General features: G+C 69.4%; 21 protein-coding genes. 17 read left to right on the top strand and 4 right to left on the bottom strand.

Annotated features, from left to right (window positions below):
• The first annotated feature begins 112 nt into the window (after positions 1–112).
• From rpsP to trmD, 4 genes are all read left to right on the top strand, one after another.
• The gene (gene rpsP, locus ACH49X_RS05080) at positions 113–541 is read left to right on the top strand and encodes a 30S ribosomal protein S16 (protein WP_357107675.1); all 429 of its coding nucleotides are present in this window, start codon (positions 113–115) and stop codon (positions 539–541) included.
• Positions 542–635: 94 nt separating this feature from the next.
• Positions 636–878, top strand: a complete 243-nt coding sequence (locus tag ACH49X_RS05075; protein ID WP_011210690.1) for an RNA-binding protein — start codon at positions 636–638, stop codon at positions 876–878.
• A complete protein-coding gene (gene rimM / locus ACH49X_RS05070; RefSeq protein ID WP_357206884.1) occupies positions 879–1,403 on the top strand; it encodes a ribosome maturation factor RimM in 525 nt (174 codons plus the stop codon). It begins immediately after the preceding gene.
• 64 nt (positions 1,404–1,467) lie between these two features.
• Positions 1,468–2,172, top strand: coding sequence for a tRNA (guanosine(37)-N1)-methyltransferase TrmD (gene trmD, locus ACH49X_RS05065; protein ID WP_357206882.1), 705 nt, complete (start codon positions 1,468–1,470; stop codon positions 2,170–2,172).
• 273 nt (positions 2,173–2,445) lie between these two features.
• On the opposite strand, the gene ACH49X_RS05060 is transcribed toward trmD, so the two are convergent.
• Positions 2,446–3,297 (bottom strand): LuxR C-terminal-related transcriptional regulator, encoded by an 852-nt coding sequence (locus tag ACH49X_RS05060; protein WP_357206881.1) that lies wholly within the window; start codon positions 3,295–3,297, stop codon positions 2,446–2,448.
• 99 nt (positions 3,298–3,396) lie between these two features.
• On the opposite strand from ACH49X_RS05060, the gene ACH49X_RS05055 reads away from it, so the two are divergent.
• From ACH49X_RS05055 to ACH49X_RS05000, 12 genes are all read left to right on the top strand, one after another.
• Positions 3,397–5,031 (top strand): AMP-binding protein, encoded by a 1,635-nt coding sequence (locus tag ACH49X_RS05055; protein ID WP_195078712.1) that lies wholly within the window; start codon positions 3,397–3,399, stop codon positions 5,029–5,031.
• Positions 5,028–6,665, top strand: a complete 1,638-nt coding sequence (locus ACH49X_RS05050; RefSeq protein WP_357206879.1) for an AMP-binding protein — start codon at positions 5,028–5,030, stop codon at positions 6,663–6,665. The genes ACH49X_RS05055 and ACH49X_RS05050 overlap by 4 nt, the downstream gene beginning before the upstream one ends.
• 61 nt (positions 6,666–6,726) lie before the next feature.
• Complete coding sequence (locus tag ACH49X_RS05045; protein WP_323124211.1) at positions 6,727–9,135, top strand: Tex family protein; 2,409 nt, start codon at positions 6,727–6,729, stop codon at positions 9,133–9,135.
• Positions 9,136–9,162: 27 nt separating this feature from the next.
• Complete coding sequence (locus ACH49X_RS05040) at positions 9,163–10,080, top strand: hypothetical protein (RefSeq protein WP_323124212.1); 918 nt, start codon at positions 9,163–9,165, stop codon at positions 10,078–10,080.
• Between the two features lie 633 nt (positions 10,081–10,713).
• Positions 10,714–11,055: a 50S ribosomal protein L19 gene (rplS, locus tag ACH49X_RS05035; RefSeq protein ID WP_014352079.1), complete on the top strand. Its 342-nt coding sequence runs from the start codon at positions 10,714–10,716 to the stop codon at positions 11,053–11,055.
• A gap of 77 nt (positions 11,056–11,132) precedes the next feature.
• Positions 11,133–11,915: a signal peptidase I gene (gene lepB / locus ACH49X_RS05030; protein WP_397068887.1), complete on the top strand. Its 783-nt coding sequence runs from the start codon at positions 11,133–11,135 to the stop codon at positions 11,913–11,915.
• Positions 11,916–11,963: 48 nt separating this feature from the next.
• The gene (locus tag ACH49X_RS05025; RefSeq protein WP_195078932.1) at positions 11,964–12,749 is read left to right on the top strand and encodes a ribonuclease HII; all 786 of its coding nucleotides are present in this window, start codon (positions 11,964–11,966) and stop codon (positions 12,747–12,749) included.
• Between the two features lie 46 nt (positions 12,750–12,795).
• Positions 12,796–13,101 (top strand): DUF2469 domain-containing protein, encoded by a 306-nt coding sequence (locus ACH49X_RS05020; RefSeq protein WP_011210678.1) that lies wholly within the window; start codon positions 12,796–12,798, stop codon positions 13,099–13,101.
• A gap of 101 nt (positions 13,102–13,202) precedes the next feature.
• Entirely contained in the window at positions 13,203–13,559 is a 357-nt protein-coding gene (locus ACH49X_RS05015; RefSeq protein ID WP_195078714.1) for a YraN family protein, read from the top strand.
• Entirely contained in the window at positions 13,559–15,067 is a 1,509-nt protein-coding gene (locus ACH49X_RS05010; protein WP_357206877.1) for a YifB family Mg chelatase-like AAA ATPase, read from the top strand. The genes ACH49X_RS05015 and ACH49X_RS05010 overlap by 1 nt, the downstream gene beginning before the upstream one ends.
• Positions 15,064–16,317, top strand: coding sequence for a DNA-processing protein DprA (gene dprA, locus ACH49X_RS05005; protein ID WP_195078716.1), 1,254 nt, complete (start codon positions 15,064–15,066; stop codon positions 16,315–16,317). The genes ACH49X_RS05010 and dprA overlap by 4 nt, the downstream gene beginning before the upstream one ends.
• A 54-nt stretch (positions 16,318–16,371) precedes the next feature.
• Positions 16,372–17,295 carry a tyrosine-type recombinase/integrase gene (locus ACH49X_RS05000; RefSeq protein WP_195078717.1) on the top strand — a complete coding sequence of 308 codons (924 nt, stop codon included), beginning with the start codon at positions 16,372–16,374 and terminating at the stop codon, positions 17,293–17,295.
• 223 nt (positions 17,296–17,518) lie between these two features.
• Here the strand turns inward: ACH49X_RS05000 and ACH49X_RS04995 are convergent, their stop codons facing one another.
• The gene (locus ACH49X_RS04995; RefSeq protein WP_323124213.1) at positions 17,519–18,016 is read right to left on the bottom strand and encodes a GNAT family N-acetyltransferase; all 498 of its coding nucleotides are present in this window, start codon (positions 18,014–18,016) and stop codon (positions 17,519–17,521) included.
• A gap of 212 nt (positions 18,017–18,228) precedes the next feature.
• Here ACH49X_RS04995 and ACH49X_RS04990 point away from each other — a divergent pair, with 212 nt between their 5' ends.
• Positions 18,229–18,918: an FHA domain-containing protein gene (locus ACH49X_RS04990; RefSeq protein WP_195078718.1), complete on the top strand. Its 690-nt coding sequence runs from the start codon at positions 18,229–18,231 to the stop codon at positions 18,916–18,918.
• 27 nt (positions 18,919–18,945) lie between these two features.
• Here ACH49X_RS04990 and ACH49X_RS04985 read toward each other — a convergent pair whose 3' ends face one another.
• Both ACH49X_RS04985 and ACH49X_RS04980 read right to left on the bottom strand, forming a co-directional pair.
• On the bottom strand, positions 18,946–19,611 hold the full coding sequence (locus ACH49X_RS04985; protein ID WP_397068881.1) for a serine protease: 666 nt from the start codon (positions 19,609–19,611) through the stop codon (positions 18,946–18,948).
• A 170-nt stretch (positions 19,612–19,781) separates the two neighbouring features.
• Positions 19,782–20,060 carry a hypothetical protein gene (locus ACH49X_RS04980; RefSeq protein ID WP_195078719.1) on the bottom strand — a complete coding sequence of 93 codons (279 nt, stop codon included), beginning with the start codon at positions 20,058–20,060 and terminating at the stop codon, positions 19,782–19,784.
• Positions 20,061–20,266 lie beyond the last annotated feature (206 nt).

The raw sequence follows: 20,266 nt of genomic DNA, 5'->3' as shown, positions 1-20,266 counted from the left end.
CTCCGGTTCCGTACCGCGCGGCGGTCACACACTCGAAAGCGCAAAACCGGGCTCGCAGACCATGCGGGTCGCCGAATTGCGTCGTGACCAACCAACGAAAGGCAGATCAGCAGTGGCTGTTCGCATCAAGCTCACCCGTCTGGGCAAGATCCGCAACCCGCAGTACCGCGTCGTCGTCGCGGACGCCCGCACCCGCAGGGACGGCCGGGCCATCGAGTCCATCGGCAAGTACCACCCGAAGGAAGAGCCCTCGCTGATCGAGATCGACTCCGAGCGCGCGCAGTACTGGCTGGGTGTCGGCGCGCAGCCGACCGAGCCGGTCCTCCAGCTGCTGAAGATCACCGGCGACTGGCAGAAGTTCAAGGGCATCGAGGGCGCCGAGGGCACCCTCAAGGTCAAGCCGGCCAAGCCGTCGAAGCTGGACCTGTTCAACGCCGCGCTGGCCGCCGCCGACAACGAGCCGGTCGCCGAGGCGGTCACCCCCAAGAAGAAGAGCAAGAAGGACGCCGAAGAGGGCGCCGAGGCCGGGGCCGCCGAGTAATGAACGGGCGATACCCGTCCATCGGATACCCGTCGCGAGCCGTTCGTAGACCGGCCCCAACGACGGGTGAGTCGCGTCGCGAGGTGATGGAGCAGTGAGCGCCGTCGTCGCCGATGCCGTCGAGCACTTGGTGCGCGGCATCGTCGCCAATCCCGATGACGTCCGCGTCGAGCTGATCACCGGCCGCCGCGGACGCACGGTCGAGGTGCACGTCCACCCCGACGACCTGGGCAAAGTGATCGGACGCGGTGGACGTACCGCGACCGCGCTGCGCACCCTCGTCGCCGGGATCGGCGGCCGTGGCATCCGGGTCGACGTGGTCGACACCGACCAGTAGATGGAACTCGTCGTCGGACGGGTCGCCAAGTCGCACGGCGTGCGCGGCGAACTCGTCGTCGAGGTGCGCACCGACGAACCGGAGGCGCGTTTCGCGCCGGGCGCCAGGTTGCGCGGCCGGTTGCCGCGCGCGACGCAGGTTCGCGAGTTCACCGTGGAGTCGGCCCGGGAGCACTCGGGCCGGCTTCTGGTGTTTCTGGCCGGGGTGGCCGACCGCACCGCAGCCGACGCGCTGCGCGGCATGCTGTTCCTGGTCGACAGTGCCGACCTTCCGCCTTCCGAGGACCCGGACGAGTTCTACGACCACGAGCTGGAGGGGTTGGAGGTCCGGCTCACCGACGGCACCGTGGTCGGCTCCGTCCGTGAAGTGCTGCACTCCGCGGCCGGTGAGCTGCTGGAGGTGCGCGCCGCGGACGACGGGCGGGAGATCCTGATCCCGTTCGTCACCGCCATCGTGCCCACGGTGTCGCTCGCCGATGGCGTGATCGTGATCGATCCGCCCGAGGGTCTGCTCGACCCGGAATGAGACGGTGCCCGATCGCGCCCGCCCCGGCCTGCGACGTGCGGCCCGGCGGCGCTAGGAGACAGGCATGAAACTCGACGTCGTCACGATCTTCCCCGAGTACCTGGAGCCGCTGCGCACGGCGCTGCTCGGCAAGGCGATCGACAAGGGGCTGATCTCGCTCACGGTGCACGACCTGCGCCGGTGGACCCATGACGTGCACAAGTCGGTCGACGATTCCCCGTACGGGGGTGGGCCCGGCATGGTGATGAAGCCGACCGTGTGGGGCGACGCGCTCGACGAGGTGTGTCCCGATGACGCGCTGCTCGTGGTGCCAACGCCGGCGGGCGTGCCGTTCACACAGGCCACGGCGCGCCGTTGGGCCGCCGAGCGGCATCTCGTCTTCGCCTGCGGCCGCTACGAAGGCATCGACCAGCGCGTCTTCGACGACGCAGCCCGCCGCGTCCGGGTGGAGGAGGTCAGCATCGGCGACTACGTGCTGATCGGCGGCGAGGCGGCGGTGCTGGTGATGACCGAGGCCGTGGTCCGGTTGCTGCCCGGCGTGCTCGGCAATCAGCAGTCCCATCAAGAGGATTCGTTCTCCGACGGGTTGCTCGAAGGTCCGAGCTACACCCGCCCGGTCTCCTGGCGCGGGCTCGACGTCCCGCCGATCCTGCTGTCCGGCGACCACGCGAAGGTGGCCGCGTGGCGACGCGAGCAATCCCTCGCGCGGACCCGCGAACGCCGTCCTGACCTGCTGGCCGACCGCGACACGGCCGGACCAGGGCGATAGGCCCACTCCCCACGCCCGTCGGCCCACGTATGGTGCGGACCCTGGTCGCGCGGTTCGGACGGCCGCAGATTCGGCTGGGAGTGTGCCGCGACAGGGCTGCGCAAAGCCGCCGGACGCCCGCTCAGTGCTGCTCGATTCGGCGGTCCGGCTGCTCGGACGCGGGCGGCGTCGAGGCGGTGACCCTCCGCGAGATCGGGCTCAGCGCCGGTGTGTCGCACAACGCCCCCTACAAGGACTCATCTCCGCCGGAGCCGTGACCGGGCCCGCCGCGTCTCACGGCAGCAAGCCGTGGCGGCGGGCGGCGACCACCGCCTCGTGCCGGGAGTGCGCGTCGAGCTTGACCATCGCGTTGCGCAGGTAGCTCTTCACGGTCTCCTGGCCGAGCGAGAGTCGTTGCGCCGCTTCCTGATTGGTGCAACCCATGGCGATCTGGGACAGCACGTCCAGCTCCCGGCGGGACAGCTTCGGGCTGTCCGGCCGCGGCTCGCCGGTCATGACCCGGGTGAGTCGTTCGCAGACCGCGTGCAGCCGTCCGCGCAGCCGGTCGTCCTCGGCGGAACGGGCCATGCCGCGCAGTTCGGCGTGGATGTCGCGGAGTTCCTCCGTGATCGCAGGGGCCGCCGCCGCCGACGGGGCGGTGACCTCGAGCATCCGCAGCCTGCGGTCGACCTCGTCGCGCACGGCGATCTCGGTGGCCAGCCTGCGCCCGGCCTGGACGACGAGATCCGCGGTGCGATCGCCCAGCGGGCTCGCGCCGCGCGTCGCGGCGTAGAGCACCGCGCGGGAGCGCTGGTCCACCACCACGGGTACGGCGAGCACCGAGCGGATGCCCTCACCGGAGACCGGCCCGTCGTAGTCGTGGGTGATCGAGGAGGCGCGGCGATAGTCGGAGACCGCGGCGGGCCGTCCCGACTCCATCACCCGGCCGCCCAGCCCCGAAGCCCGCGCCACGGCCAGACCGCGCAGGCCGTTGGTCAGCGTGCCGAAGAACTCCGTCAGCAGCAGCGCGTCGCCGTGCACTTCGCCCCCGAACGCCACCGGCACGCCCGCGGTGCTCGCCACCCAGCGGATCTCGGCACGCAGCGCGTCGCTGTCGCGCGGACGCAGCAAGGCGGTGTGGGTCACGGGACTCACCCCTTTTCGGGGGTAGTGGGCGGTGGGATGTGACCCACATCCTATTGCACACCCGGGTTGCGCTGGATCACAGAACGAGGAGAACTGAAGATGGGCACCGATCTGAATCAGCGGGTGCGCGAACTGCTGGACTGCTACGACCGCGCCGACGCGTCGGCGGCGGACCTGCTGTGCGATCGGCACCCGGCCGACCGGGTCGCCTTCACCATCGTCGAGACCGACCTTTCCTCGACCGACCTCACCTACGGCGAACTGCGCGAACGCTCGGCCCGCTTCGCCGCGGCACTCGCCGGACTCGGCGTCGAACCCGGTGACCGGGTGGCCACGCTGATGGCGAAATCGGCGGACCTGGTGGTCGCCCTGCTCGGCATCTGGCGCCGCGGCGCGGTGCACGTTCCGCTGTTCACCGCCTTCGCTCCGCCCGCGATCGCCCTGCGGGTGAACGCCGCCCGCACGTCGGTCGTCATCGCCGACGCCGACCAGGCGCCGAAGCTGGCGCCCGGCCCCGATTTCCCCGAAGACCCGGCCTGGCGGCTGATCGTCGCCGGAGCCGAGGCGCCCGAGGGGGCGTTGCGGATGGACGAGTTGCTCGACAGTCACACGGCCGCCTCCCCGCAGGCTCACCCGGTCGCGGTGGGCGGCGACGGACTGCTCGTCCAACTGTTCACCAGCGGCACCACGGGCACGCCCAAGGGCGTCCCGATCCCGCTGCGCGCGCTGGCCTCCTTCCACGCCTACCAGGAATTCGCGCTGGACGTCCGGCCCGACGACGTCTTCTGGAACGCCGCCGATCCGGGCTGGGCCTACGGGCTGTACTACGCCATCCTCGGTCCCCTGGCCACCGGCATCCGCAGCATCCTGCTGCACGCGGGCTTCTCGGCCCAGCTGACCTGGCAGGTGCTGGAGACGTTCGGCGTCACCAACTTCGCCGCCGCCCCCACGGTGTATCGAGCGTTGCGCGCCGACGGCGCCACGCCGCCGGTGCATTCCCGGTTGCGCCGCGCCTCCTCGGCGGGCGAACCGCTCACCCCCGAAGTGGTCGCCTGGTCCGTCGAGTACCTGGGCGTCGCGGTGCGCGACCACTACGGCCAGACCGAGCACGGCATGGTCATCTGCAACGCCTGGCACGAAGACCTCGACACCGAGACCCCCGCCGGATCGATGGGGCGCTCGCTGCCGGGCTGGACCTGCGCCGTGCTCGCCGACGACGCCGACACGGTCGCTCCCACCGGCGAACTGGGCCGGGTGGCGATCGACACCCGACGCAGCCCGCTGCTGTGGTTCCTCGGCTACCTCGACGCTCCGGAACGCACCGCACAGCGTTACACCGCCGACGGCCGCTGGTACCTGACCGGCGACGCGGGCTCGCAGGACGCGGACGGCTTCTTCCGTTTCTCCTCCCGCGACGACGACGTGATCATCATGGCCGGCTACCGCATCGGCCCGTTCGAGGTGGAGAGCGTGCTCGTGCTGCACGAGCAGGTCGCGGAGGCGGCCGTGGTCGGCATGCCGGACGAACTGCGCGGCGAAGTGCTCGAGGCGTTCGTCGTGCTGCGCGACGGCGCCGTGGGCGGTCCCGAGCTGGAAGCCGAGCTACAGAGCCTGGTGAAGCGCAAGTTCGCCGCGCACGCCTACCCGCGCAAGGTGCACTTCGTGGCGAGTCTGCCGAAGACGCCCAGCGGCAAGGTGCAGCGGTTCGTGCTGCGGCAGGGCGGTGCCCGATGACCTCGGCCGCGCTGCCCCAGCCCAGCTACGCCTCCGGCGTGTCGGACGTCCCGCTGCTCGGCGACACCATCGGCGGCAATCTCGATCGCACGGTGGCGGCGTTCCCGGATCGCGAAGCGCTGGTGGACCGGCCGACCGGACGGCGCTGGACCTACCGAGCGCTCGGCGCCGCGGTCGACGCCCTGGCCTGCGGCCTCGCCGGGCAGGGCATCGGCAAGGGCGACCGGGTCGGCATCTGGGCGCCGAACTGCGCGGAGTGGTTCCTGGTGCAGTACGCCACGGCGAAGATCGGCGCGATCCTGGTCAACGTCAATCCGGCCTACCGCACCGGCGAACTGGAGTACGTGCTGCGGCAGGCGGGCGTGCGAATGCTCATCGCGGCCGAGCGGTTCAAGTCGTCGGACTACGTGGCGATGATCGAGCAGGTCCGGCCGAACTGTCCCGCGCTGGCGCAGGTGGTCGTGCTCGGCACACCGGAGTGGGAGTCGTTGTCCGGCACCACGGTCGACGCCGACCGGCTCGCCGGGCTGGGCGCGCTGCTGTCGGCCGACGACCCGATCAACATCCAATACACCTCGGGCACAACCGGATTCCCCAAGGGAGCCACGCTCAGTCACCACAACATCTTGAACAACGGCTATTTCGTCGGCGAACTGTGCGGATACACCGAGCGGGACCGGATCTGCGTGCCGGTGCCGTTCTACCACTGCTTCGGCATGGTGATGGGCAACCTGGCCGGCACCAGTCACGGTGCGGCCATCGTGATCCCGGCTCCGTCGTTCGACCCGAAAGCGGCCTTGGCCGCGGTCGAGGCCGAGCGCTGCACGTCGCTCTACGGCGTGCCGACGATGTTCATCGACATGCTCGCCGCGCTGGACTCGGCGGCCGCGGACCTGTCCACGCTGCGCACCGGGATCATGGCGGGCTCGCCGTGCCCGGTGGAGGTGATGAAGCGGGTGATCGACCGGATGGGCATGCGCGAGGTCTGCATCTGCTACGGCATGACCGAGACGTCTCCGGTCAGCACCCAGACCCGGCGCGACGACGGCATCGATCGGCGCACCGCGACGGTCGGCCGGGTGGGACCGCACCTGGAGGTGAAGATCGTCGACCCGGCAACGGGTCTCACGGCGCCGCGCGGCGAACCCGGCGAGCTGTGCACCCGCGGCTATTCGGTGATGCTCGGCTACTGGGACGAGCCGGACAAGACCGCGGAGGCGATCGACGCCGCCCGCTGGATGCACACCGGCGACATCGGCGTGATGGACGACGAGGGCTACCTGGCCGTCACCGGACGGATCAAGGACATGGTCATCCGCGGCGGCGAGAACGTCTACCCGCGGGAGATCGAGGAATTCCTCTACACCCATCCCGACATCCTGGACGCGCAGGTGATCGGCGTGCCCGATCCGAAGTACGGCGAGGAGTTGATGGCCTGGATCCGGATGCGCGATGGGGCAACGCCGTTGGACGCCGCGGCGTTGCGCGCCTTCGCCACCGGCAAGCTGGCGCACTTCAAGATCCCCCGCTACGTGCACGTGGTGGAGGAATTCCCCATGACGGTGACCGGCAAGATCCGCAAGGCCGAGATGCGGGAACTGTCGCGGCGGTTGCTCGGTCTGGACGACAGCTGAGATGCGCGCGGTTCACCTGGGTGTGGACCGTCTGTCGGGCGGCGACGGTAGTGTCTCCGACGTGACGACAGCGCCCGAGACTGCCAGTGCAGAGTCCACACCCGCCGTGCCACGCTCCGACGCCGCGGGCCCAGCCAGCGTGAACCGCCGCATCGCCGAGGAACTCGCGGTGCGCGAGACCCAGGTGCGCGCCGCCGTCGAACTGCTCGACGCGGGCTCGACGGTGCCGTTCATCGCCAGGTACCGCAAGGAGATCACCGGCGGTCTGGACGACGCGCAGCTGCGCCTGCTCGAGGAGCGGCTGCACTATCTGCGCGAACTCGACGAGCGCAGGGCCGCGATCATCGAATCGATCCGTGGCCAGGGCAAACTCGACGACGCGCTGCACCGGCAGATCCTGCTCGCCGAGACCAAGGCCCGGCTGGAGGACATCTACCTGCCGTACAAGCCGAAGCGGCGCACGAAGGCGCAGATCGCGCGCGAGGCCGGGCACGAGCCGGTGGCCGACGCCCTTATCGGGGATCCGAACACCGATCCGGCGCAGTACACCGCCGAGCAGCTCGACGGCGCGCGCGCCATCCTGGTCGAACGTTTCGCCGAGGACGCCGACCTGGTCGGCGAGTTGCGCGAACTGATGTGGAGCCGCGGGCAGATCACCTCCACCGTGCGCGCGGGCAAGGAAGAGACGGGCGCGAAGTTCGCCGACTACTTCGACTTCAGCGAGCCGTTCGACAAACTGCCCTCCCACCGCGTGCTCGCACTGCTGCGCGGCGAGAAGGAGGAAGTGCTCACCCTGCACCTCGAGCCCGACACCGAGGAGCCGCAGCCGGGCGAGCGCACCGTCTACGAAGGTCGCATCGCCACTCGCTTCGGCATCGCCGACCGCGGCCGCCCCGCCGACGCCTGGCTGCTGGACACGGTGCGCTGGGCCTGGCGGACCAAGCTGCAGGTCAGCCTCGGCATCGACACCAGGATGCGGCTGCGGCAGGCGGCGGAGAAGGACGCGGTCGACGTGTTCGCCGCGAATCTGCGCGATCTGCTGCTGGCCGCCCCCGCGGGCACCCGCACCACCATGGGCCTCGACCCCGGCTACCGCACCGGCGTGAAGGTGGCGGTGGTCGACGCCACCGGCAAGGTGGTCGCCACCGAGGTGATCTACCCGCACAAACCGCAGGGCCAGACCGAGAAGTCGCTGGCGGTGCTCGGCGCGCTGGTCGCCCGGTTCGGCGTGGAACTCATCGCCATCGGCAACGGCACCGCCTCGCGTGAGACCGATGCCCTTGCCGCCGAGCTGATCTCGCGCATCCCGGAGAACAAGCCCACCAAGATCGTGGTCTCCGAGGCGGGGGCCTCGGTGTACTCCGCTTCCGCCTACGCCTCCCAGGAGCTGCCCGACCTGGACGTGTCGCTGCGCGGCGCGGTGTCGATCGCGCGGCGGTTGCAGGACCCGCTGGCCGAGCTGGTGAAGATCGACCCGAAGTCCATCGGCGTCGGCCAGTACCAGCACGACGTCTCCGAATCGCTGCTGGCCCGCTCGCTGGGCGCGGTGGTCGAGGACGCGGTGAACGCGGTCGGCGTCGACGTGAACACCGCCTCGGTGCCGCTGCTGTCGCGGGTCTCCGGCATCGCGGGGTCGGTGGCGGAGAGCATCGTGGCGTACCGGGATCAGAACGGCCCGTTCCGCAGCAGGACCGCGCTGCTCGACGTCCCGCGCCTGGGCCCGAAGGCGTTCGAACAGTGCGCGGGCTTCCTGCGCATCCGCGGCGGCGACGATCCGCTGGACACGTCCGCGGTGCACCCGGAGGCGTATCCGGTGGTGCGGCGCATCCTCGAATCGACGGGGCGCGGCATCGCGGAGATCATCGGCAACACCACGGCGCTGCGCTCGCTGCGCGCGAGCGATTTCACCGACGAGCGCTTCGGTGTCCCTACCGTCACCGACATCATCGCCGAGCTGGAGAAGCCGGGTCGCGACCCGCGTCCGGAGTTCAAAACCGCCGAGTTCGCCGCGGGCGTGGAGAAGGTCGCCGACCTGAAGCCGGGCATGGTGCTCGAGGGCGTGGTGACGAACGTGGCCGCGTTCGGCGCTTTCGTCGACGTCGGCGTGCACCAGGACGGCTTGGTGCACGTCTCGGCCATGTCGCACAACTTCGTCAAGGACCCACGCGAAGTGGTCAAGTCCGGCGACGTGGTGAAGGTGAAGGTGCTCGAGGTGGACGTCGCGCGCCAGCGCATCGGCCTGACCCTGCGCCTGGACGACGAGCCGGGCGCACCCGCCAAGGGCGGCGAAAACCGGCAGCGCGGGCAGGGCGGCCGATCCGGAGGCGACCAGCGGCAGAACGGCCAGAACCGGCAGCAGGGCCAGAACCGCACTCAGGGCCAAGGCCGCGGCGGCAACCAGCGCCGCAACGCGCCCGCTCCCAGCGGCGCGATGGCCGACGCGTTGCGCAGGGCGGGCTTCGGCCGGTAGTCCGATACGCGGGAGGGAGTAGCGGCCATGCGACGGTGGCTCCACGAGGACGTGATCGCCCAAGGGCGGCTGCCGTTGCTGTGCTTCCTGCTCGGGTTCATCGTCGGGTTCCTGGTCATCCGGGTCAGCGTCCGGCTGATCCGCGCCCGGGTGCGCTGGTGGCCGGGCAACCTGCGGGCCGGGGACACGCACGTGCACCACATGGTGTTCGGGGTGATCCTCGTGCTCTCCTCCGGCGTCGGCATGGTCGCCCAGTACGAGAGCGCCGACACCGCCACGGCCAGCATCCTCGCCGCGCTCTTCGGTGTGGGCGCGGCGCTGGTGCTCGACGAATTCGCGCTGATCTTCTATCTGCGCGACGTGTATTGGGAGGAGCAGGGGCGCACGTCGGTGGACGCGGTGTTCGTCGCGCTCGCCGTGACGGGCTTGCTGCTGCTCGGCTTCCACCCGCTGTGGATGCTGGACATCAACGATTTCCGGCGCGATCCGAGCATCGAGGTGCGCGCCTTCGTCGTCGTGTTCGCCATGGTCAATCTGGCTCTCGCGGCGATCGTGATCGCCAAGGGGAAGATTTGGACCGGCCTGTTCGGCATGTTCTTCCTGCCGCTGCTGGTCGTCGGCGCGTTGCGGCTCAGCAGGCCGGGAGCGCCGTGGGCGCGCTGGCGCTACGGCGACCGCAGGCGGCTGATGTACCGGGCCATCGTCCGGGAACGGCGATATCGTCGCCCGGTCATCCGCGCCAAGATCTTCGTGCAGGACCTGGTGGCGGGGAAACCGGATGTGGAGCACGTCCGCACGGCGGCGGAGGCCGAACTCACCCGCACGGTCGTGCCCGCTCCACCGGCCCCGCACCGCGACCATTCGTTCTGGCATTCCGACCACGGCCCGCTGCATACGCCAGGGCCGCCCGCCCAGGATGCGATATCCGGCGAACAGAAGCGCTGACGAACGCGTCCGGCCGGGCCGGCCGGTCGAGAGGCTCGGTTCGGCATGCAGTTGCCGCGCGTCACCGTCGGGTCGCGTAGTCCCGAGAAGCATTCCGCATGACCGCGGCTATGCGTATACGTATACTACGTTCATGTTGGATCCGCTCAGTCTTGCGGTCGGCGCAGGCCTCGCCGGTGTCGGATGGGTATGCGGTCGGTTCGGCTCTCGCCGCGGCCGTGTCGGGAAGACGCTCTCCGCGCGCTGCGGTTGTGGTCACGACCTGGCGGTGCACGACCGCGCGTCGGGCAAATGCCATGCCGAGCTCTCCCGCAAAGGAACCCACGGCCTGCGCGAGTGGGTCGGTTGCCCCTGCCGCCGCTATACCGGCCCGACACCGCTCGAGGAAGTGTTCGCCTCGCCCATACTCCCGCCGGAGTCGTGAACCCGGCCGCGCCCGGCGTAGCGTGAAGGAGGCCGCCGACTCGCCGCTACCAGGGTCGATTTCTTCCGCGACCCGGCGATCTGGCACAATGCTCAGGTTGCCCTGGGTGGTTGTCGACCCGGCGCACCCCATTTGATCGGAGCATGAACCGGCCGAGCACCTCCAGTGCCGCCAGGGTCCTCTGTTCGCGCGAAACCAGAAGGATGGAAATGAACACCCTTGACTTCGTCGATGAGAAGTCGCTGCGCAGCGACGTCCCCGAGTTCCGGCCGGGCGACACGCTGAACGTGCACGTGAAGGTCATCGAAGGCTCGAAGGAGCGCATCCAGGTCTTCAAGGGCGTCGTGATCCGTCGCCAGGGTGGTGGCATCCGCGAGACCTTCACCGTCCGCAAGGTGTCGTTCGGCGTCGGCGTGGAGCGCACCTTCCCGGTGCACAGCCCGAACATCGACCACATCGATGTCGTGACCCGCGGTGATGTCCGGCGCGCCAAGCTGTATTACCTGCGCGACCTGCGTGGCAAGGCCGCCAAGATCAAGGAAAAGCGCTGAGTTAGCTTTTCGGCACAACAGATCTTCCTCAGCCCGGCATCGGACTTCGGTTTCGCTGCCGGGCTAATCTGTTCGGCGTGGCAGACGAAAGTGGGTCGGTGTCGGTGTCCGAATCGGGCGACGAGAGTACGCGAGCGGGTCGCGCCAAGCGGCGAGCGAAGAAGAAGCAGCGGCCATTCTGGCAGGAACTGCCGATCCTCATCGTGATCGCCGCGGTGATCGCCGCGCTGATGGTCACGTTCGTCGGTCGGCCGTACGTGATTCCCTCCGAGTCGATGGAAACCACGTTGCACGGATGCGCCGGGTGCACCGGTGACCGCATCTACGTGCAGAAGCTGAGCTACTACTGGGGCGATCCGCAGCCGGGCGACGTGGTCGTGTTCGTCGGCCCGCCGTCGTGGAACACCCACTACCAGTCGATCCGCTCGGACAATCCCGCGGTCCGCGGCGTGCAGAACTTCTTCTCCTTCTTCGGTCTGGTGCCGCCGGACGAGAACGACTTGGTGAAGCGGGTGATCGCGGTCGGCGGCCAGACCGTGCAGTGCTGCGACGCGCAGGGCCGGGTCCTCGTGGACGGCAAGCCCCTGGACGAGCCGTACGCCCGGTACTTGTTCCCCTACGTGCCGGGGCAGCCCTACAACGCCAACGGCGGACGCGAGTTCAAGCCCGTGAAGGTGCCCGAAGGGCATCTGTGGGTGATGGGCGACAACCGCAACCAGTCCGCCGACTCCCGCGCCCACATCACCGACGAACTGCAGGGCACCATTCCCGTGGACAACGTCCGCGGCAAGGCGGTGTTCAAGATCTGGCCGCCGGGGCGGATCGGTCCGGTGCGTTCGGAGAATCCCCAGCAGAACTGATCACGCGGGACGCAGGATAATTGGACGGTGGGGCAAGGTCGAGTGCCGGTGGGTAACGGTTGGCCGCCGCGTGTGGTGATGCGCAGGGCCGGAGGATTGCGCACGCTCGAGGCGGCATTGATCCGCAGCGGTCTCGGACCGGTCGCCGGCGTGGACGAGGCCGGGCGCGGTCCCTGCGCGGGACCGCTCGTGGTGGCGGCGTGCCTGCTCGCGCCGAAGGCGTACGACAAGCTGGCCGGGCTCGACGACTCCAAGAAGCTCACCGAGGCCGTCCGCGAGGAGCTGTACCCGGTGATCATCCGCCTGGCGCTCGCCTACCGGGTCGTGGTCATCCCGGCCTGGGAGATCGATTCGATCGGCATCCACGTCGCCAATATCGAAGGGATGCGCCGCGCGGTGGCCGGGCTCGGGCACACCCCCGGCTATGTGCTGACCGATGGATTCCGCGTGCCCGGCATACCGGTGCCCTCGCTGCCGGTGATCGGCGGGGACGGTGCGGCGGCCTGCATCGCGGCGGCCAGCATCCTGGCCAAGGTCACCAGGGACCGCATCATGGTCGAGTTGGATCAGCGGTTCCCCGGCTACGGCTTCGCCGCCCACAAGGGCTACAACACGCCCGAGCACACCGCCGCGCTGCAACGCCTCGGCCCCAGCAGCGAGCATCGCCGCTCCTGGCGCAATGTGCGCGAAGCCGCCGGGTTGCGGCCGGTCGCGGCGGCGGCCGATGTCGCGGACGCCGTACTGGCCGAGGGCTTGGACGAGGCGCTGTCGGAGCAGTTTCCGAACGCGCGTACGGCTGGCCGAGTAGCTACCGACGCAGCGCATGCGCGATGATGTCACCACACGACGCGATGCGGCGAGAAGGAGGACGTCCCACCCGATGAGTGCCGAGGACCTCGAGAAGTACGAAACCGAGATGGAGCTCTCGCTGTATCGCGAGTACAAGGACATCGTCGGTCAGTTTTCGTACGTGGTGGAGACCGAGCGCCGCTTCTACCTGGCCAATTCCGTGGAGCTGCGACCGCAGAACGCGGACGGCGAAGTGTATTTCGAGGTGCGGATGAGCGACGCGTGGGTGTGGGACATGTACCGCCCGGCCCGCTTCGTCAAGCACGTCCGGGTCATCACCTTCAAAGACGTCAACATCGAGGAGTTGGAGAAGCCGGACCTGCGCTTGCCCGAGTGAGCCAGGCGGGAGTTCCGCACAGCCACTCGGTTATCAACAGGTTTTCCGTTTCCCCAGGTCGGCGGCGCTGACCTGATCGGCTCCCGGCGCACGCTGGCGGGGTGACAGACAAACAGGCGCTCGGCGCGCACGGTGAGCAACTGGCGGCGGACTTTCTGCGCGCCGCGGGGATGGAAATCGTCGCCAGGAATTGGCGGTGCCGATACGGCGAGCTCGACCTGATCGCCGTGGACGGGGATGTGACCGCGTTCGTCGAGGTCAAGACGCGTTCCGGCTTGGGGTACGGCACCCCTGCGGAGTCGGTCACCTTCGCCAAGCGGCAACGGATCCGGCGGCTGGCCCTGCTCTGGCTGGCCGAGCAGGACGGGCCGTGGCGGCGCGTCCGTTTCGACGTGGTGTCGGTGCTGGTGGCGCGAGGGCGTACACCGGTCATCGACCATCTCGAGGCGGTGTTCTGATGGCTCTCGGGCGGGCGCATTCGGTCGCGGTCACCGGCGTGGACGGTCTGCTCGTCGAGATCGAGGCCGATATCGGCCAGGGCCTGCCATCGGTCCATTTGGTCGGGCTTCCCGACACCGCGTTGCAGGAGTCCCGTGACCGAGTCCGCTCCGCGGTGGCGAACTCGGGGGAGAAGTGGCCCGACGGCCGGGTGGTGCTCGCGCTGTCGCCCGCGACGCTGCCCAAGCTGGGCAGCGTGTACGACCTGGCGCTCGCCGTCGCGGTACTGGACGCGTCCGGCGCGGTGCCCTCGCAGCGGCTCGCGAAGACGGTGTTGCTCGGCGAACTCGCGCTGGACGGACGGGTGCGGCGGGTGCGCGGCATCCTGCCCGCCGTGCTCGCCGCACGCAAGGCCGGCTGGTCCACCGTTGTGGTGCCCGCGGTGACGCTGGCCGAGGCCGGGCTGGTCGAAGGCATCGAAGTCCTCGGTGCGCGCAGCTTGCGTGGAGTGGTGGCCTGGTTGCGCGGGGAAGGCGCGCTCGACGAGCCGGACGGCGACCTGCCGGACACGGTGCGGCAAGGCGGCGATCTGAGCGAGGTGGTCGGGCAGGAAGAAGCGCGCTGGGCCCTGGAGGTGGCCGCGGCGGGCGGCCACCATCTGCTGCTCACCGGGCCGCCCGGCATCGGTAAGACCATGCTGGCCCAACGTCTTCCCGGGCTGCTGCCCCCGCTCACGGAAGCCGAGGCGCTGGAGGTCACCGCCATCCATTCCATGGCGGGCACGCTCGCCGGTGAACACCCGTTGATCACCGCCCCGCCGTTCGTCGCCCCACACCACTCCACCTCGGTGACCGCGATGATCGGCGGCGGTTCGGGGACCGCAAGGCCGGGCGCGGTCAGCCGGGCCCACCGCGGCGTCCTGTTCCTCGACGAATGCGCCGAACTCGGCACGAAGGTGCTGGAGGCGATGCGAACGCCGCTGGAGGAAGGGGAGGTGCGCATCGCCCGGCGCGACGGTGTCGCGCGGTATCCGGCCCGCTTCCAACTGGTGCTGGCGGCCAACCCGTGCCCGTGCGCTCCGGCTCGCGACGTCGATTGCATCTGCGCGCCGCTGGCTCGCCGGCGCTATCTCGGCAAATTGTCCGGGCCGCTGATGGACCGGATCGACATCTGGGTGCGGATGCACGGACAGTCCGGTGCGGCGTTCAGCACCGACGCGGCCGAGAGCAGCGAGGTGGTCCGCGGCCGGGTCACCGTGGCGCGGCGCGCCGCCGCCACCCGCTGGCGCGAATACGGGTGGCTCACCAATGCCGAAGTCCCCGGCCACATCTTGCGTCAACGCTTCCGCTTGCCGCACGAATCGCTCGCTCCCGTCGAGGCCGCGTTGCGTCTCGGGCGCATGTCCGCGCGAGGCGCCGACCGAGCCATCCGCGTCGCCTGGACCATCTGCGATCTGCGCGGCGGCGAGCTTCCCTCGGCACAGGATGTGCTGTCGGCGTTGAACTTTCGCCAGCGGGGCGCGCAATGACGCCCTCCGCGAAGGCTGGAACCGACCTGCCTGCGGCCGTCGATCGGCCCGCCGTCGAGGATGCGCCCGCCACGAGCGGCGTGCCCGTGAGCGGGACGGGATCGTCGTCCCGCGAGCACGACGAGCGGCGGCTCGCGTGGGTGTACCTGTCGCGGGTGGTGCAGGGCCCGTGTGCGCCGCTGTCGGCGCTCATCGAGTCGGTCGGGGTGGTCGAAGCGGCGCGTGCCGTTCGGGAGTGCGCGCTCCCCGAACCGCTTCGCGGGCCAACGCAGCAGCGGCGCGCCGTCGACGTCGCGGCGCGGGACCTCGAACTCATGGATCGGATCGGCGGACGCGTGGTGACGCCGGACGACGCGGAATGGCCGGCCTGGCGCATGCTCGGCCTCGCCCAGCTGGAGCCGGGCAAGGATCGCGACGGCGCTCTACCGCTGGTGCTGTGGGTGCGCGGCCCACGCTCGCTGCTGGAGTCCACTGAACGCGCGGTGGCGGTGGTCGGGGCGCGGTGCAGTACCGGCTACGGCAACCGGGTCACGGGGGAGATCGCGGGAGACCTCGCCGCGCAGGGCTGGACCATCGTGTCCGGAGCGGCGTTCGGCATCGACGGCATGGCACACCGGGCGGCGCTGGCGGTGGATGGGCGCACGATCGCCGTGCTGGCCTGCGGCATCGACCGGCCCTACCCGGCCCAGCACGAGCGCCTGCTGACCGATATCGCCGAAACCGGTTTGGTGGTCAGCGAATACGCGCCCGGTGTCACCGCGCAGAAGCATCAGTTCCTGGCCCGCAACCGCTTGATCGCCGCTCTCGCCGACGGCGTGCTCGTCGTCGAGGCGGGGCTGCGCAGCGGCGCGCGGAACACCGTCAAATGGGCCCGCCGCATGGGCCGCCCCGCCTTGGCCGTGCCGGGTTCGGTGACCTCGGCCGCTTCGGTGGGCTGTCATCGCATGATCCGCGACGGCGAAGCCCTGCTGGTGACAAGGGCCGAGGAAGTCGCCGACGAGGCGGGGCCGTTGCGTCTGTCGGTCCCCGAAGCGGCGGCATCGGGCGGTAACCCGGAGGATCGGCTGACCGGAGACGAGGCGCTGGTCTTCGAAGCGCTGCCCGGAATCGGCTCGCGACTGCCGCTGGAGGTGTCGCGGCAGTGCGGAGTGCCGCTTCCTGTGGTTCGCGCGACCTTGTCCGCTCTGGAATTGGCAGGTCTGGTGGTCAGTGACGAAAGCGGTTGGCACCGAAGGGCGCGGCGCCGATGAATGTGTTCGGCGCGGTCGCTTGCCATCCGGATCGCGGGTGGGGACGGTGGAGGCATGGAAGAACTGCCCGAAGATCTGGAAGCGCTGCTGGCGGAGTACGGCAGGCATCTGCGGCTCGGGCGCAACCGTTCGGAGCACACGGTGCGCGCGTACCTGGGGGACGCACGATCTCTGCTGGAGCATCTGTACACTCGGTCGGCGGATTCGGCGATCCGCGAGCTGGACCTGATGTTGCTGCGTTCGTGGCTGGCCCGGCAAGCCGCCGCGGGCGCGGCGCGAACCACCGTGGCACGGCGGGCGTCCTCGGCGCGCACGTTCACCGCTTGGCTCACCCGGACCGGTCGGCTTCCGGTCGACCCCGGGCTGCGGCTGGGTTCGCCGAAAGCGCATCGCGTGCTGCCCGCCGTGCTCGGGCGGCAACAGGCGCTCGGCGCCATGGACGCGGCGGAATCCGGTGCGGCGCAGCGTGACCCGATGGCGTTGCGCGACCGGGCGATCGTGGAATTGCTGTACGCCACCGGCATCAGGGTCAGTGAGTTGTGCGGGTTGGACATCGAAGACGTGGACCGCGAACGGCGCGTGGTGCGTGTGCTCGGCAAAGGCAACAAGGAGCGTTCGGCGCCGTTCGGCGCGCCCGCGGACGAGGCGGTCGGTAACTGGCTGCGCTACGGACGCCCCGCCTTCGCCACCGCGGAGTCCGGTCGAGCGCTGTTGCTGGGCCGCCGCGGGAGGCGCTTGGACCAGCGTCAGGCCAGAACGGTCGTGCACGAGGTGGTCTCGGCCATCCCCGGTGCGCCGGACGTGGGTCCGCACGGTCTGCGGCACACGGCCGCGACCCACCTGCTCGAGGGCGGCGCCGACCTGCGTGTGGTCCAGGAACTGCTCGGACACGCGAGCATGGCCACCACCCAGCTCTACACCCACGTCTCCATCGACCGGCTCAAGAAGGTGCACGACCAAGCCCACCCACGCGCCTGACCAACGCTTGGTGACCGCCAGTGCGTCGTACCTCTGGAAGGTCGCCCACAACGGCGGTGCGACCTCGATCGAGTGCGTCGCGTCCGCATTGGCCGCTCGCGATGTCCTGCGACAACGTCAACGCGTTGCGGTCGCCGGTTCCGCCCAAGCGGAGGACGCCGTCACCACGGCGTCTGCCTACGAAGCGAGTAGGGCTACGTGCGCCGATGTGCAACCCGTGGGCTCATGGACTGACGTAGTAGTGCATCCAAGCCTCTCGCCCGTCCGTGGTCCGCCAGCCGCCAGGCCCGCTGTGCACCTGCCGCCAACCGTGCCTCTCGTACATGGCTATCGCTGCCGCACTGCCGGAGGTCACCGTCAGCACGGCACGCTGCCCCCGGCTCGCGGCCATGCGCACGGCCTCGGTGAGCAGCAGCGAACCCACCCCTGCCCGGCGCGCCCAAGGGACGACATACAACCGGATCACCGAGACGACAGTCTCCGCACCGGCTGATGCGCGCACGACCTCCGGCATGCCCCCGCTCGCGCCGAGTGCGGCGTGTCCGACCACGGTCGCGTCGCGCTCGGCGACGACGGCCGCGAGGAGTTTGGGCGGTGACAGCCAGCCTGCCGGGTCCGCGGGCCAGGCGTCCGGGTACCGGTCGTTGTCATGGACCTGTCGCAGTGCCGCGGCGCAGGCGACGAGGTCGCTGTCGGTGCGCGGTCGAATGATGACGCTCACCCGGACCATTCTGACTGCCCGTGGCTGGAGGCCGTCTTATTCAGACCGAGCGGTTGGATTTTGCACCGTTGTCGTGCGCTGCGGTCCGATACTGCCTCGCTCACGCAGCGAAGTAGTCGAATATGCATGTGATCGGCGCCGAGAAAGCGCACTCTTGAGGTAGCGAATCAGTGCCCGCAGTTCACGGCCTACTTCGAGTGGGAAGACGAGCGATGTCTACGTCCAGCGGACCACAGGCCCTGCGTCGCGAACTGTACCCATTGGTGGGGCAGTCCGCGTGGCGCCACTCGGCCCTTGCTTCCGCCTCGCCTCAGCCCGCGGCATCCGACGGGGCGCGTGAGATCTCCCTCGACGGCGGCGCGTCCAAAATGACGATCGGGCGGTCCGTCGCGGCCGACATCATCGTCAATTCCGATCCCACCGTATCCCGGCTGCACGCCATTCTGGAGCGGGTGGGCGGCTGCTGGATCATCGTCGACGACGGATTATCCAAGAATGGGACATTCGTCAATGGCGAACGTGTGGGCGGACGGCGGAAACTCGGCTCCGGCGATACTATTCGCGTGGGTCGATCGGTATTCGTCTTCCGTGCCGACGAATCCTTCGACGGGGAATTGACTCTCGCCCATTCACCGCTGCCGACCCGTAGCTCGCTGACACCGGCTCAGTACGTGGTTCTGGAGGCACTGTGCCGTCCCTACGACGCGCGCGACGCGTATTCGTATCCCGCCTCCAACCGGCAGATCGCGGACGATTTGTGTCTGAGTCTGTCCACGGTCAAGACGCATATGCGGGCGCTGTTCCGAATATTCCAGGTGGAAGCCTTACCTCCCAACCAGAAGAGGCTGTTTCTGGTCGAACGCGCTATCGAATTCGGCATAGTCGCCGACCAGGAGAGGTAAGGCTCCGGTAGAAAGGAAGAAATCCGGTCAGATCGGCTGGAAACCGGCTCCGGCGCCGCCGCGTGCGTTCACGTCGGCGACGATCGCGGTGATATCGGTGCCGAGCTGCGGTCCCAGGCACGGCACCGCCAAGTAGCCGTTGACCATGCCGACGAGCGTCGTCCCCACCACGAGCGGAGCTCCCGAGTCACCTTCGACGACACACGTCTGGGTCCATGTGGCATCGGCGCCCGCGAACATGTCGCCATAAGCGGGCCCGCAGGTCCGGCCGGTGGTCCTTCCTTCCTTGCAGACGGTGTCCGGTGGGCGGGCCGGCCCGCCCAATCCGGTGATGGTGGTTCCTCCCACCTGGTTGACCGGCGTCACCTTCCCCGGATCGAATTCGATGACGGAATAGTCCATGTCGCCGCTGGCGTACACGACAGTGCCGACGGTACCGGCGTCGCGATCGCTCTCCGGGACGATGGCGGCATTCGCCTCGCCGCAATGCGCCGCGGTGAACCCGACCAGCCTGCCGCCGGCGTCGCGTCCGATCGTGGTGAGCGTGCAGATGTTCTGACCGCCGACGACGATGCCGGAGCCGCCACCCAGAACGGATGGCGCTGCGGCCTGCGCGGTCCCAGGTGCTCCGAACGGCGCCGTCATCGCGGCGAGTGCCGCCGCGGCGCCAACGAGTTTCCTGAACTTGGTCATCCGGTAATTCAACCGCACTCCTCGGCCCGTCACCGCGGATTCCCGGATGTTCACCGGCCCGTTGTCCGGCGGGGCCGGAATGAAATTCTCGTCGGCACGCGAGAAGCGCCCCGGGGCTCCTGGCCTGCCCGAGGCGCTCTCGTGTTCCATGCGCTTCCGGCGAAACGCGATCAGGCGGCGCAAATGGCCACGGTAACCGCGTTGACCACCGGCGGAAGCAGCAACAGAGGAGCACAGAAAATGCCCAGCGGCCAAATCAGACCCAGTGTCGCGGGCTCGACTTGCACGGGTACCGGATGATCCGCCACCTGCATCGGCCCCGGTGATACGTCGGGAGCTGCGGAAGCGAAACCCGAACCAAGGGCGATGATCGGTGCGAGCGCTACCGCCGCTGCCGTTACACGCATTTTGTTCGTGATCATGATGTCTCCAGTGGTTGATTGCTTCACCAGCCCTCGTTGGTTGAAGGCCTCAGTGTGAACACACTCACAACTCTTCTCGAAGCGCGCGCGAGAGACCATCAACCTCGGGGTCGGAATCATTCATCCCGGGGGAATCGGGGAGACATCGGAATCGCTATTCTGCACGATTCCGCGCGCACGGAATGCGGCTTTCGAGTTCTGGCGAGACCGCGCCGGACCGAGGAGGACTCCCG

This window comes from Nocardia sp. NPDC019323, assembly GCF_044389845.1.
GTDB classification, from domain to species: Bacteria; Actinomycetota; Actinomycetes; order Mycobacteriales; family Mycobacteriaceae; genus Nocardia; species Nocardia implantans.
Note: the sequence above shows the minus strand (reverse complement) of the source record. Positions and strands in the feature narration are given on the sequence as shown.